The 13,247-nt window shown below is 57.0% G+C and carries 12 protein-coding genes; 7 read left to right on the top strand and 5 right to left on the bottom strand.

The window, feature by feature from the left end:
- The first annotated feature begins 70 nt into the window (after positions 1-70).
- From QWI16_RS04745 to QWI16_RS04735, 3 genes are all read left to right on the top strand, one after another.
- Complete coding sequence (locus tag QWI16_RS04745) at positions 71-1,021, top strand: alpha/beta hydrolase (protein WP_302711605.1); 951 nt, start codon at positions 71-73, stop codon at positions 1,019-1,021.
- A gap of 100 nt (positions 1,022-1,121) precedes the next feature.
- A complete protein-coding gene (locus tag QWI16_RS04740; protein ID WP_302711604.1) occupies positions 1,122-1,865 on the top strand; it encodes a hypothetical protein in 744 nt (247 codons plus the stop codon).
- A complete protein-coding gene (locus QWI16_RS04735; RefSeq protein ID WP_302711603.1) occupies positions 1,865-2,293 on the top strand; it encodes a hypothetical protein in 429 nt (142 codons plus the stop codon). Before QWI16_RS04740 ends, QWI16_RS04735 begins: the two co-directional genes overlap by 1 nt.
- 8 nt (positions 2,294-2,301) lie before the next feature.
- On the opposite strand, the gene QWI16_RS04730 is transcribed toward QWI16_RS04735, so the two are convergent.
- Positions 2,302-3,477 (bottom strand): ROK family transcriptional regulator, encoded by a 1,176-nt coding sequence (locus QWI16_RS04730; RefSeq protein ID WP_302711897.1) that lies wholly within the window; start codon positions 3,475-3,477, stop codon positions 2,302-2,304.
- Positions 3,478-3,688: 211 nt separating this feature from the next.
- Here QWI16_RS04730 and QWI16_RS04725 point away from each other — a divergent pair, with 211 nt between their 5' ends.
- Genes QWI16_RS04725 through QWI16_RS04710 form a run of 4 tightly spaced genes read left to right on the top strand, consistent with a single transcriptional unit; the run spans position 3,689 to position 8,129 of the window.
- Positions 3,689-4,750 (top strand): substrate-binding domain-containing protein, encoded by a 1,062-nt coding sequence (locus QWI16_RS04725; protein ID WP_302711602.1) that lies wholly within the window; start codon positions 3,689-3,691, stop codon positions 4,748-4,750.
- A 14-nt stretch (positions 4,751-4,764) separates the two neighbouring features.
- A complete protein-coding gene (locus QWI16_RS04720; protein ID WP_302711601.1) occupies positions 4,765-5,733 on the top strand; it encodes an ABC transporter permease in 969 nt (322 codons plus the stop codon).
- Positions 5,730-6,506 carry an ATP-binding cassette domain-containing protein gene (locus QWI16_RS04715; protein WP_302711600.1) on the top strand — a complete coding sequence of 259 codons (777 nt, stop codon included), beginning with the start codon at positions 5,730-5,732 and terminating at the stop codon, positions 6,504-6,506. The genes QWI16_RS04720 and QWI16_RS04715 overlap by 4 nt, the downstream gene beginning before the upstream one ends.
- On the top strand, positions 6,507-8,129 hold the full coding sequence (locus QWI16_RS04710) for a glycoside hydrolase family 3 protein (RefSeq protein WP_302711599.1): 1,623 nt from the start codon (positions 6,507-6,509) through the stop codon (positions 8,127-8,129). It abuts the gene before it with no gap.
- Between the two features lie 276 nt (positions 8,130-8,405).
- Here QWI16_RS04710 and QWI16_RS04705 read toward each other — a convergent pair whose 3' ends face one another.
- The 4 genes from QWI16_RS04705 to QWI16_RS04690 form a co-directional block, all read right to left on the bottom strand.
- Entirely contained in the window at positions 8,406-10,979 is a 2,574-nt protein-coding gene (locus QWI16_RS04705) for a TonB-dependent receptor (RefSeq protein WP_302711598.1), read from the bottom strand.
- Between the two features lie 194 nt (positions 10,980-11,173).
- The gene (locus tag QWI16_RS04700; RefSeq protein ID WP_302711597.1) at positions 11,174-12,103 is read right to left on the bottom strand and encodes a M56 family metallopeptidase; all 930 of its coding nucleotides are present in this window, start codon (positions 12,101-12,103) and stop codon (positions 11,174-11,176) included.
- Positions 12,096-12,500 (bottom strand): BlaI/MecI/CopY family transcriptional regulator, encoded by a 405-nt coding sequence (locus QWI16_RS04695; RefSeq protein WP_302711596.1) that lies wholly within the window; start codon positions 12,498-12,500, stop codon positions 12,096-12,098. The genes QWI16_RS04700 and QWI16_RS04695 overlap by 8 nt, the downstream gene beginning before the upstream one ends.
- Before the next feature lie 42 nt (positions 12,501-12,542).
- On the bottom strand, positions 12,543-13,061 hold the full coding sequence (locus QWI16_RS04690; RefSeq protein ID WP_302711595.1) for a hypothetical protein: 519 nt from the start codon (positions 13,059-13,061) through the stop codon (positions 12,543-12,545).
- Between the last annotated feature and the right edge of the window lie 186 nt (positions 13,062-13,247).

The raw sequence follows: 13,247 nt of genomic DNA, 5'->3' as shown, positions 1-13,247 counted from the left end.
TATTGATCGAGAGTGACGCCTTGCTCACTGCCCTCTGACACAGTGACAGCCCCACACAGAGGGCTGACTCATGAAACGCTTCTATTCGCTGTTGCTGGCACCACTCGCGCTAGTACTCGCGGGCAGTTCGCTTGCTCAAGCAACTGACCCCAATGCCAGTGCGCGCGAGCGCCGCTACCTAAACCCCGTATTCACTGAGACGGTGCGCACCGCCGACATTGTCTACGGGCACAACCACAATGACACAACGAACGAAACCGAGGCGCTGACCCTGCGCCTGTTTGAGCCGCGCGACGATCTGCAAGAGGTGCGAGCTCTGCTGGTACTGACGCCCGGCGGTGGCTTTGTGCAAACCGACGACGCCTGGATGGATGATTTTGGTCATGCGCTTGCCCGAGCCGGCTATCTGGTGGCGATCAACCGCTACCGGCTGTCCGCTGCCATCGACACGCCCGAGCGGTTTTTCAATGCGCTGTTCAAGGCCACATCCGACCAAAAGGCGGTGATTCGCTATTTTGTCAAAGACGCGCAAACCGAGAATCGCTATCGGGTGGATACCGACAATATTTTTATTGGTGGGCACTCCGCCGGGGCCATTACCTCGCTCTACGTCGCCTATCTCGATAAGGCCGATGGGCAGATTCCGGCCATGACCGAAGCTATGCAGCGCCACGGCGGGCTTGAAGGTGACAGCGGCAACTCGGATGTGGATTTCACACTGCGTGGTGTGATCAACCTCAGTGGACTGGTGGGTGATCTGGGTATGCTCGACGCCAATGAGCCGGCGCTGCTGAGTTTGCACGGTGATCAAGATGCGGTGGTGCCCGCCGGACTGGGCGAGGGCATTTTTGGCTCCATTCCCCTGCATGACTATGCGCAGATCATCGGGCTGGATCATCGCCTGGTGATCATCCCGGGCGCCCTGCACAATGATACCGCCGACCCGGCTGTGTGCGAGGAATGCATCCCCATCATCAAGCGCTTTATGTTCAACCGGATTGAACAGACCGCTTCCCCCTAATGTTTGCTCGGCAAATGGGTTTCTCAATCGAGAGTGACGCCTTTGTATTATCGGCGCGATAGCGTGAGCGCCAACTCTAACTCAACCAAGGACAAAGCAAGTGACATTCTTATCTTATATGCGGCTGCTGTCGGCCGGAGTAGTAGCGGCGAACTTGGCGGCAATGCCCGCGCTCGCCGGTGATATCAAGCGTGTGAATTTTTCAGCGGGTCAGCGACTGTCTTTTGTGCTGCCGGACACTGGTGATGCCAGTAAGAAGGCGCGCGGACCGGTGTTGGCGGGCTTAACGGCACTGGCTGGGCAGGGCACTTTAACCCAAGTCTATAACTTTGCGGTTGATGAGGTATTGATCGGCGAGCACCAGCCCCAAGCACTGAGCCTGTACGCTTGGTCCAGTGCCGATGATGCACGCCAGGCGCGCGCTAGTGAGCATTATAAAAGTGAGTTGGCGAGCCTTATGCCCGCAACATGGAGCGAAGTTCATACCGTCGAGGTGGATCTGGTTGAGCCACTGACACTGGAGTTGGATTCAGATAAAACCTACACCTTGGCACTCGCATGGATTCGCAGTGAAGCGATGTTTGAAGGCTATGCGGCACTGTCCGCACCCTTGCGAGAGGTGTTGGGCGCCAAACCACTGATTAATTTACCGGTGGGCTACTTTGCTCAGATGGGCCTCGACGAGGCCGACTCACCCGATCGACTTGTGTTAATGGAATGGCGCCATGAGTCTCACCCAGAGGCCTACCGAACCTCGGCGTTGATACAGGAAAACGCCGAGGTCGTTGGGCAGGCCTTCGAAAAAATCCAATGGTATCGGCTGGCACATGGAGGTAATAACTAATGAAACACTGGATACTGTTTCTGATCCTTCTGTGCACGGCCTGTGCCCAGACCCCGTCGCCTGTCGCCAGCGCACCTGAGTCCGACCGAGACCCGGCGGCCATAGTGTCCAGTTACCTGGCGCTGTGGCAGGAGCCCGACCCACAGCAGCGCCTGCAGCAGATGGCAGCGCTCTGGCACAAAAGCGGAGAACACCGCACGCCGCGCACTCACTCCGTCGGCCTTGCCGAGTTTAACCAGGAAATCGGCGATTTTCAGGCGCAGTTCCCCGGTGCACAGGTGCGCGTCGGCAAGCTGCGACAAACCGGCCCTTACCTGAGTTTTGACTTTGCCCTGCTGGACACTAGCGGCCAACTGATCGTCGAGGGTCTGGATTACCTTGAGCTTGCCCCCAACGGCAAAATCCGGCGGGTGATTGGCTTTTTTTAACGTCTACTCTATGCGTACACCAGCGATTGGATATCGTTGGTCGGAGTTTGGCTTTGGCCGTGAATCTGCGGCCGCTCGCCGGAGCAAATGGCGGCGTAGACCGGTAAGGTGGCGGCACCGCGCACGGCCATGTCGGCCATTTGCGGGGCGCGGATAAAGCGCGGGATTTCCCTTTCGCCAAACTGCGCCACTGAGGGAATAAACGGCCGCAGGCGGCGTATGCACTGATCGATAAACCAGGCGGGCACATCGCCGCCGAGAATAACGGTTTGCGGGTTGATCAGGTTTTCCACCATGTTAAAGCCAATGCGCATGGGCTCGCTCATGCGTGTAAACCAAGGGTCCAGCAGAGCTTTGTGCTGTTCGGGGTCGGCCAGCAGGTCGCTGCATTTTTGTCCGGGACGCAGTTTGCTGCCAAAGGCCCGCGCCAATGAATTGAGTGAGGCGAACAGGTCCAGGCAGCCGCGGTTGCCGCAGTCGCACACTGGTCCGCCCGGCTGCACAATGACGTGGCCAATCCGGCCGGTGATGCCGTTGTAGCCGCTCAACAGCTGGCGGTTAAAGACAATGCCCGCTTCCAGGCTGTTGCCCATGTGCAGATAGACGAAACTCTCCAGGTCTCTGGCGGCGCCGTGCAGCATTTCCGAGGCCGCGACGGCGGCGGCGACACTCTCACTGACAATGGGGAGGCCCAGTCGCTCGGCCAGAGCTGCGCGAATGTCAGCGCAGACCATATCTGTCAGCACACCTGCAGGGTGTTTGTGGGTGTCCCGGTTAAACGATTGCGGCGGTGGCAGTACCAGGCCGACACCGAGGATTTTCTCGCGGGGCGTCTCGTGCAGGGATGTTTCGCACACCTGTGCCAGAGTGTCTGTCAGGGTTGCGGGGTCCAGAGTGGCCAGCGGAAACTGGCGCAGCTTTACCGCTTCGCCAGTAATGCTGTACAGGCCCGCTTCGATCTCTGTGCTGCCCACTTTTACACCTAGCGTAAAGGCGCCGCTCGGGTTGAGCTCCAGCATTTTTGAGGGCTTGCCCACGCCTTCGCGGCGGATACCGCTTTCGAGCACTAGCCCGGCTTCCACCAACTCGTCCGTCAAATTGGAAATGGTCTGTTTGGTGAGCGTGGTGCGCCGCGCAATTTCCACACGGGAAATGGGCCTGGAGGTGGTGATCAGGTTCAGCACCAGTCGCAAATTGGCGACCTTACTTTGTTTTGAGTTATTGCCTCGCAACGGCAGCTCCTTTGGGTGTGGGCCTACGGCTCTTGTGGGCGCAGATCACGCCATTTTATCGCAGAATATCCATACGCTTTCTATAAGTCAAATTGTTTGACTTATAATTTCAAATTCCCTGATAATTCTGTCATTCCCACCTCAATAACAACATGGCAAAAACATGACGATGCGTTTTCTAACGATATTTCTAGCGTTCTTGGCCAGCATCAGTGCGGTCAGTGCGGCCGAGCTCAGGGGCCCACTGGGCAATCCGGCAACCCCTGTCAGTGGTATTGCCTTGAGCGATAGCGAGCGGCAGACCATTCGCCAGGGTGGTTATAAGGCGGCGCTTGTCTGGCACGGCTCCAGCACCTGGGTGAACGCATTAACCGCGGGCGCCAAGGCGGCGTTTGACGAATTGGGTATCAGACTCGTGGGTCAAACTGATGCGCAGTTCGATCCGGCCAAGCAGGCTAGTGATCTTGAGAATGTTATGGCCCTTGAGCCGGACATGATCCTCACACTGGTCATCGACGGCGCGAGTGTGAAAAGCAGCTTTGATAAGGCAGTAAAAGCAGGCGCCGAGCTAGTGTTGTTGAGCAACCCCATCAGTGGTTATCAGCCGGGCAGAGAGTATGTGGGCATAGTCACCGACGATATGCAGGGCATGGGCGTGGCGGCGGCCGAGCTTATGGCCGAAGCGGTGCCCGGCGGCGGTAACATCGGAGTGATTTATCACGACGCCGATTACTTTATTACCAACACCCGAGACCGCGCCTTTATGAATGCTATCGACAGCGGCGAGCACGGTGCGTTTAGCGTAAAAGCCAAACGCGGTTTTACTAAAGAGAGTGAAACCAGCAGCATTGCCTCGGCTATGGTGCTGCAGTATCCGATGCTCGAAGCGGTTTATGTCTCCTGGGATGCGGCGGCCGAGGGCGTGATCGCCGGGCTGCGCGCGGCTGGGCGGCCGGATATCAAAGTCATCACTCACGATCTCGGAGTAAACAATCTGGTGGATATGGCGATGGGGGGTAACCTCTACGCCAGTGTCGCTGACCGACCCTACGAAATCGGCTACGCCATGGCGCTGCTCGGTGCCTACGGCATTCTCGATAAACCGGCACCGGCGTTTTCCGTTGTGGGGTTTGACAAGGTGCGCCGCGATTCTATTGCGCAAGTTTGGCAATCGACCTACCACACGCCACTGCCTCCGCTACTACAAAGAGCACTTCAACAATAAGACTGGAATCCACCATGCTGCCACCTGAAAAACTGAACAAACACGCTATCGCCAATGCGTTTTTACGGCGGGAGTACTTTGTCTATTATGTTTTTATACTCACTCTTTTATTCTTTACTGTGACCTTGCACGATGTCTCGTTTTTTTCCGTTACGAATTTTATGAATGTTATCCGGCAGACAACGCCGGTTACCATTATGGCCATTGGTCTCACCTTTGCGCTGGCCGGCGGACACATTGATTTGTCCATCGGTGCCGTGGTGGCGCTCGCCGCTTTGGTGGCGGCTCTCTTGTTGCAGATGGTACCCGTACCAGTGGCGGTGATTGGAGCGCTTATGGTCGGCGTGGCTGTCGGTTTAATCAATGGGTTATTGATTGAGTGGCTCAAAGTGTCATCGCTGCTGATTACTCTCGGCACTATGGGTGTAATTACCGGCGTTGCCCGGCAACTGACCAACCTGGAGTCGGTGCCGATCATTGAGCCGAGTTTTAACTTCGTATTTGGATCGGGCAGTTTCGGTCCGGTATCGGTATTGCTGCTTTGGACACTGGGCATTGCTGCGCTCGGCTACCTGCTGCTGCGCAAGTGCCGGTTTGGTCGGCACCTGCTCGCTGTCGGTGGCAACGAAAAGGGCGCGCGTGCTATGGGTATCAGTACCATTAAAGTGCGCATTATGGCACTGGTGCTGGCCTCCAGTGCGGCGGCTCTGGCGGGGCTTTTGTACGCCGGCCGGCTGCATGGCGCCCGCTACACGCTTGGAGAGGCGGACCTGCTTACCGTGATTGCGGCGGTGGCCATTGGTGGGACCAGTTTGTTTGGCGGCCGCGCGAGTATTTTAGGGGCGGTGATTGGCTCCTGGCTGATGGGGTTGATTAATAACGGCCTGATTCTCTCAGGTTTTTCCACCAACGAGCAGATGATCGCCCGCGGTGTGATTCTAGTTGTCGCTGTCGCTATTGGTGTCAAGGAGCAGCAAAAATGAGCAGTGAAGAGTTAAAGCAGCCTGCCCTTACCGTTAAGAATATCTCTAAGCGCTTTGGCGGTATTCAGGCGCTGCAAAATGTCAGCTTTAATATCAATAAAGGCGAAGTGGTGGCGCTTCTGGGAGACAATGGTGCGGGTAAGTCCACGCTGGTGCGCTGCGTATCGGGTATTCATCCGCCAGATGGCGGCGAAATTTTGGTCAACGACCAGCAAGTCACAGTTGCCTCACCGCAGGACGCGCGCGAGCTGGGTATTGAAACCGTGCATCAGGATCTGGCAGTGATTCCCGATTTTGATATCGCAGCCAATTTGTTTCTCAATCGCGAGATTTTGCACAAAAATCCCCTGCTGCGTTTGCTCGGTTGGTTGGACAACAAAGCCATGCGCGAACAGGCGCAAATCTCATTGCAGCGTTTGAACTCAAAGGTGCCGGATCTGACTGAAGCGATCAGCCGGCTGTCCGGCGGACAGCGCCAGGCGGTGGCCATTGCCCGGGCTGTCAACTCCGGTGCGGACGTGGTGATTATGGATGAGCCCACTGCGGCGCTCGGTGTGGAGCAGAGTGCGCAGGTGAATGAACTGATCAATCTCATCAGCTCGCAGGGCGTTGCCGTGCTGCTGATCAGCCACAACATGCAGCACGTGATGGAAACCTGTGACCGTGCCGTTGTGTTACTGCGCGGTGAAAGCATCGCTAATGTAAAAATTTCAGATGTCACGCCGCGGGATCTCGTGGGCTTTATCACCGGCGCACAAAGGTTGACGGCATAAATGATTCAGGATATTTCCCAGCGCGTGAGCGCTTTGATTGAACATATGTCGCTGGCTGAAAAAGTGGGTCAGCTGTTTGTGCTCGGTTTTGCCGGAGAGGATGTGGACTACGCCCGATCGCTGGTCAGGGATTGTCATGTAGGTGGATTTTATCTAACACAGGACAACAGCCCCACGCCTGAAAAAGCCAAAGCGCTGAACGATGTGCTCAGTTACGAATCTCAGCTTCGCGCATGCGATGCACCGCTGCTGTTGGCTGTGGACCAGGAAGGTGCCTGGGGTGTGCTGGTGGAGTACACCACCACAGGCCCGGGCAATCTTGCGCTGGGCGCAGCCGATGACGTTGAACTGACGCGGCAGATGCATCAAGTGCTTGCCAGCGAAATGCGCACGCTCGGTTACAACACAATTCTCGGGCCCTGCGCCGACATCAACGCGAATCCGGATAATCCGATCATCGGAGTGCGCTCTTTTGGCAGTGATACGCCAGTGGTGTGTCGGCACGTACAGGCTGCGGTAAAGGGGCTGCAAACGGCGGTGGTCAGTGCAGCCAAACACTTTCCCGGTCATGGTGATACAGGAGAAGATAGCCACCGTCTGTTGCCGAGTGTCGACAAGTCACTCAAGTCGCTGACGCAAACCGATCTGGCGCCCTTTCAGGCGGCCATTGATGCCGGTGTGCCGCTGATTATGACCAGCCACATTCTCTACCCACACATTGACCCGGCCAACCCGGCCACTTTGTCGAAGATTCTCTTGCGGGATATTTTGCGCAAAGAAATGGGGTTTCAGGGGCTGATCATTACCGACAGCATGAACATGTGGGCCATGCGTAAAAACTACGGCCCCGCTGAGGCGGCTGTCAAAGCGTTGGCCGCTGGTGCCGATTTAATTATGCTCAGCGAAGAGCACTATGAGAACAATCTCGGCGGCTACAAAGACAAGCAGCGCGAAACTATTGACGGTGTGATTCACGCGGTAAGAAACCGTGTGCTGGATGAGGCAATTGTCGATCAGGCGCTGGCAAGAGTATTGAGTTACAAGTACGCCAACGACGAGCTTTTCGCCCCGCCTACGGGCAATCGGACACTGGCAGCGACGGCGCATCGGATTGTCGCTGATAAAGCGGCAAAAGCCGCCATAAAAGTTATTCGCAATCGCCATCAGCTCTGGCCGCTGGCGGAGCGCCCCTTTCTGCTTGCCGGCGCGTCCAACCCCGATTTGCACCAAACGGTGATCGATACCCGCGGCATTGGCCCGAACGAGCCGCACGCCGCCTACCAGGTATTTGAACAAACCCTGATGTCCTCTGGCTGCGAACTAACCCGTGTGACCTATGAACAGTTCGATACCCTGCTTGCCAGCCACAAAGCGCGCGCGCTTGAGTTGCCACTGGTTATGGTGACAGAAGACTACCCGCTGCCCGGGCTTGACTACGATACTCAACAACAGCGTGAGCGCATTGCAAAAGCCTGGCAGGTGTTTGGTGATCAACTGGTGGTAGTCGCACTGCGCTCGGATTACGAATTAACGCACTTACCTGATCTGGCGACCTATATCTGCGCTTACTCCAGTCGTGCCTGTAGCGCCAAGGCGGCCGCTGAGCGGCTGCTGGGATTGTAGCCAAAACTAGGAAACCCTTTATAGAGCCGCCTTCGGGCGGCTTTTTTGTCTCTGCTCAATGGGTATTGACAGGCGCCGCAAAAACATCGATCCGGTTTTTTTGCTGAAGATGTTAATACCGCGTGTTGTGCGGGTGGTTATTGATCTGACCGGTGAAGTATGTCGCTCATTACGGTGGACTTTTCGCCGCGCATAAAAAAGCCGGCTGGTGTGCAGCCGGCTTCTGCCAATAAACGAGAGCAGACAGTTATGGGGAGGTTATGACGCCTTTCTTGATCAGAAATTCACACTGGCACCAATGTAGTAGCGCGCCCCAAACTCATCCACACTGTGCATAACGCCGTATTCGGGCTGGCGCTGTCTGAGTGTTTCATTGAGAATGTTGACCGCCTCAAAGGACAAATCCAGATAATCGGTGGCATGCCAGATCAGTGAGCCGTCCAGTTGATCGTAGTCGTCGTACATACTGGTCGGGCCGGAGTTGTTGTAAGTGTTGTGCCAGCCGTCGCGGAAGTTATAGGCAAGCCGCGCACTGAAGTAGCCGTTTTCAAAGTAGCCGGATAGGTTGTAGGAGTTTTGCGAAACTTCATCGACCACACTCTCCTTGCCATTTTGATCGGTCACCGAACTGTCGGTGTAGGTGTAGTTGGCCTGTACACCAAACCCGTTGCCAAAGTCGTGCTGATACTGCAGCTCAATACCGCTGATGTTGGCGGTGCCGACATTGCGCGCCCGTTTTACCTGACAGCGCTCGCCACAGCCTTCAAGCGTCTCGGTGTTAATGCTGACCTGGATGTAATCACTGATGTTCTTCTGGAAAACAGTGGCACCTATCAATGACGCCTCGCTGAAGTACCATTCAAGACCAACATCGTACTGGTCGGACTTATAAGGCTTGATCTCAGGGTTGCCGACGGTTGCTTCCGCAATGTTGATTTGTATGGTCTCGGCCATTTGCATGTCTTCGTAATCCGGGCGCGACACGGTGGAACCGGCGGCAAAGCGCAGCAGCAGGTTTTCGGTAATGTCGATCACCAGGTTGGCGCTTGGCAGCAGGTTGGTGTACTCCTGCGTGCCCTGGGCCGGTTCGCCGTCGATGCGCCCCTTGGACAGCACTTCGGTGTCCACTGCGCGCAGGCCGAGGTTACCGCGAAATCCATCGCCCTCGAAGTTGGCTTTCACGTAGGCGGCGGTGATTTCCTCGTCGATGGAAAAATCACTGGTCACAGTGGTGGTATCCGCCTGGTTGGCGTAGCCATAGTCCCAAATATCGCGATTGATAACGGCAAAAGCATCGAGAGTGCCGCTTCTACCATCCTGACTGAACAGGCCACTGACATGTCCACCGTTAAAGTCGGCCAGTGACAGACCGTCGGCCATGGCCGTCGGAACGTCTACGTTGCGGTTGTCCACTTGCCCGGCATACATCTGATCCTGATACTTCAAGCCCATCTCGACGGTGGTGAGAATGCCCATGTCCAAATCAAGGCTGAAGTCCGCCTGTGTGTAGCTGATTTCATTGTCGCGCAGATTGTTGAGAAAGGTGAACTCATTGAACAGATGCATGCGATCGTGGCTCATGGGGTAATCCGCATCGCTCGGCATCAGCTCGTGGGGCCCTTCAATATTAAAGGTAAACCCGGTGCTTTCGGGATTTTCAATATCCCCCCACCATGTGCTGGTTTGCATGGTACGGCTTTTGGCATCTGAGCGTCCGGTGATAAAACTGGCGCTCCAGCCGTCGCCCTCGTATTCAGCGGTAAAGTTAATCACGTCGGTTTCAATTTTCGGCGTGCGCAAGACCGAGTTATTGAACATCGGTATGCTGTAGGGGTGGTCGCTGGGAATCACTGTACCTTCGGTGGTTGCGCCAAACGCGTTGACCACGGCGGTATCCGCATCCAGGTAGGCGCCGTTGTAGGCGGGGATGGCGAACATAGCGGTATTGATATGGTCGTTATCCAGGCTGAACAAATGATAGTCCAGGGTAAAGGTCAGCGCCTCGATGGGGGCAAACTGCAAGGTGGCCTGGGTGCTTTCGCGCTCGCGCTCTTCGTCAAACAAAATGGATGACATCCCCCAGGTAACGGCGTGGGGGTTGCCCTCATCATCGACCAGTCCGTTTGCTGCATCGGGTACGCCAAAGGAGCTCAGGGTTTCGCGCACGACATTCTGCTGCTCGTTGGAGTAGGCGAGCAGAATACCGAAGTTTTCATTGTCATTTTTCCAGCTGGCCAGTCCTGAATAGGATGGCGCCCACTCCTCCGCCGATTCGCTGTAGCCAGCCTCGACAGAGCCAAAGAAAGTGAAGGCGTCCATATCCAGCGGACGTCGGGTTTTCAGGTTGACGGTACCGCCGATGGCGCCCTCGTTGACGTTGGCCTCCACGGATTTATAGATGTCCATACCGGAGATCTGCTCAGCGGACAGTAGCTCAAAATTAAAGCTGCGATTGGTGCCGCCCAGGTCAAACCAGCCGACACTGCCCACATTCTGTCCGTTGAGTAGTACCACGCTGTGCTGTGGGGCCGTGCCGCGAATGGTGACACCGGTGACCTCGCCAAAGCCGCGAATCACGGTCACGCCGGGTACACGCTGCAGTGCGTCACCGATGTTCTTGTCGGGGAATTTGCCAATGTCTTCGGCCGATACTGAGTCGAGAACCGAGCTGGCGTCGCGCTTGGTGTCCAGCGCAGTGGCCAGACTGCCGCGAATACCGCTGACTACCACCTCTTCAAGCAGGGGGTCATCGCTTTGTGCGAATGCCGGGGTGGCTGCGCCCATCAGGGCAGCTGTGCTGATGGAGCTGCAAACCAGCGTCAGTTTGCGCAGGGTGTTGTTTCGTTGCATAGCGAATCCTCATTTTTCTTATGGCAGTGACTGATCGCGCTCTTACTCGCGCAGCCTCAGGAATAAGCCCCTTCCATGCCGTTTGCGGGCCGGTGATAGAGCTGTAAATTTAGTCTAATCATTAGACTAATAATATGTCAATCTATTTTACTAATGCTTTGAGGCGAGGCAGCGTGCGCGCAGAGAGGGGGGGGTTAAAGGGATTCGAGAAGTAAGTGCAGGCCGGCGGGCAGGGACAGCAAGGGCGCTACCCAGAGTGTTATCAGCAGCACGCTGGCGGCCACAGGCGGTTGAAAGGCCAAGGGGTTATTCAGAGCTTCGAGCCTGGTGCGGTTGTGGTGGTGGCAGAAGCCTTGGTGTGATGTGCCCGGCTGTTGGCTGAGTTGCTGCAGTGCCTCACTGAGCGCCGCGCTCTGTCCCAGGCACTCGGCGGCAAAGCGGTCGCAGGTTTCTTCCGTTGCCAGGGAGAAGGCGCCCAACAAACGCTGCCGCCCGCCGGCGGGCCAGAGGCGGGTGGCAATATAGAGAGTGAGCCGGCGTAAGTTGTCGCGCCGCTGCCCGTGGCAGTGCTCATGCGCCAGCACGGCGCTTAATTGTTCGGGGCTCAGAGCCTGCTCCAGCGCGGAGGAGACAATGACTCGCGCTCGCCAAAGGCCAGCGCACCAAGCGAAGGCCCGGTCGGCCTCGACCCGGGTATAGGCCCGCTCGCGCTGCCAGCTGCCCAGCTGAGTCAATACTTGCAGGCGGGTGTGGGCGCAGGTCAAGCGGCTATGCAGCCAGAGCAGGCTTATACACAGGCCGAGCATGAAAATGCCGGCACCGGCCAGGCCCAGCGCTGGTGCCAGCTGAAACACCGGGCTGTGGGGCGAGCACTCCTCGCCGTGACAGTGACTGGGCACGAGAAAGCTTCCCGCCAGGGGCGACAGGGTGAGCCCGGCCAAGGCGAGCGCGCAGGCGGGCGGCATCAGGCCGTAAAGCCACAGAACAAGGGCGCGGCTCGCCGGGGCGGCGGTGGCTAGCAGCGGTAGTAACAATGCCAGCGCCCCGGCAAAGAGCCAGCCTAGTAGCAGGTGCAGGAGCAACCACAAAAGGCTGGCTTCGGCCAAGGCGATGGGGTCAGTCATGGTCCGGTTTGGTTTTGCCCGCGCCGGGGCTCTGCTCCAGGTAATCCATAAACCCGGATACCACCGGCGCCATATCGCCTCCGGCGATTTCGTCGGTAATGTCCTGCAAGAGCGTGCAAATCAGGTCTTCGCGCCGAAGGTTGGCGCTGTAGAGATAGGCGCGAGATAACTTGGTTCGGGTCACCACGGCTTTGCGTTGCAAGCGCTCCAGAGTGCTCTGTACCGTGCTAAGGGAGATGCTTTGGCCGGAGAGCTTGTCCAGCACTTGCTGGGCGCTCAGATTGTCGTGCCGCCAGAGAATATCGAGCACAGCGAGTTCGCGCGAGCCCAATGCCGGTGTACGCGAGCCGGTCCGCTTGATGTTTAGCCAGGCGAGCAAGCCGCTGTTGAGATCCATGGGGTGTCCCGGTCTTTTGCCAGAGCACTATTCTAACAGAGCCTAGCGAATCGCCGAATGCTCTCCGGGTATGCGGACAAAGGCACCGCTGCGCTTGCCTGTGCGGGTATTGACGTAACTGCGGCTGAAGCGAATCACGGAAAATGTCTCGGCCATAGGCGAGAAGAGCGTCAGCTCAGCGCGGCAGGGGTTAAGGTGCGCGTGCTGGCACTGATACTCGTAGCGCACATAAAATCCTGGCGCCGGCGCCTTTTCCGGGTCGAGATGCCAGCTGACCCGGGGTTCGGAGTAACCGGTATTGAGACCGGCCTGCTCGGCGAATTGCGCTTCGCCGGCGCGCCAGCTGGCGATATCCTGCGCGCTTTGCAGCGCCTCGCTGTGCAATTGGTAGGCGGTGGAATAGTCGGCCTCGCGCAGCGAGTTCACATAGAGATGGAACACCCGATCGGCGCTGGCACGCTCGGTGGGGCTTGGTTCATAGGCAGCCACCGATAGGCTGAGCAGCAGACCGGCAAGGACTGGAAGGACAAGGCCAGGAAAAAAGTGGCGAAAAAGCGGCATGGTCGTTCCCGTTAAAGATCGCCAGCTACTATAAACCAGCGCCTGTGTTGTACAAGCCGGACGCTGTGAAAGCGTGACCGGTGGGGCGAAAACAACACTCTTTTATCCGCGGCTACTGGTAAATGCGCCAAAAATTGGCTATTTTTCATCCTCCGGGGTGTGCCTTGAGCACACCAATGTCAGGCC

Source organism: Gilvimarinus algae (assembly GCF_030518215.1).
Lineage (GTDB): Bacteria > Pseudomonadota > Gammaproteobacteria > Pseudomonadales > Cellvibrionaceae > Gilvimarinus > Gilvimarinus algae.
Note: the sequence above shows the minus strand (reverse complement) of the source record. Positions and strands in the feature narration are given on the sequence as shown.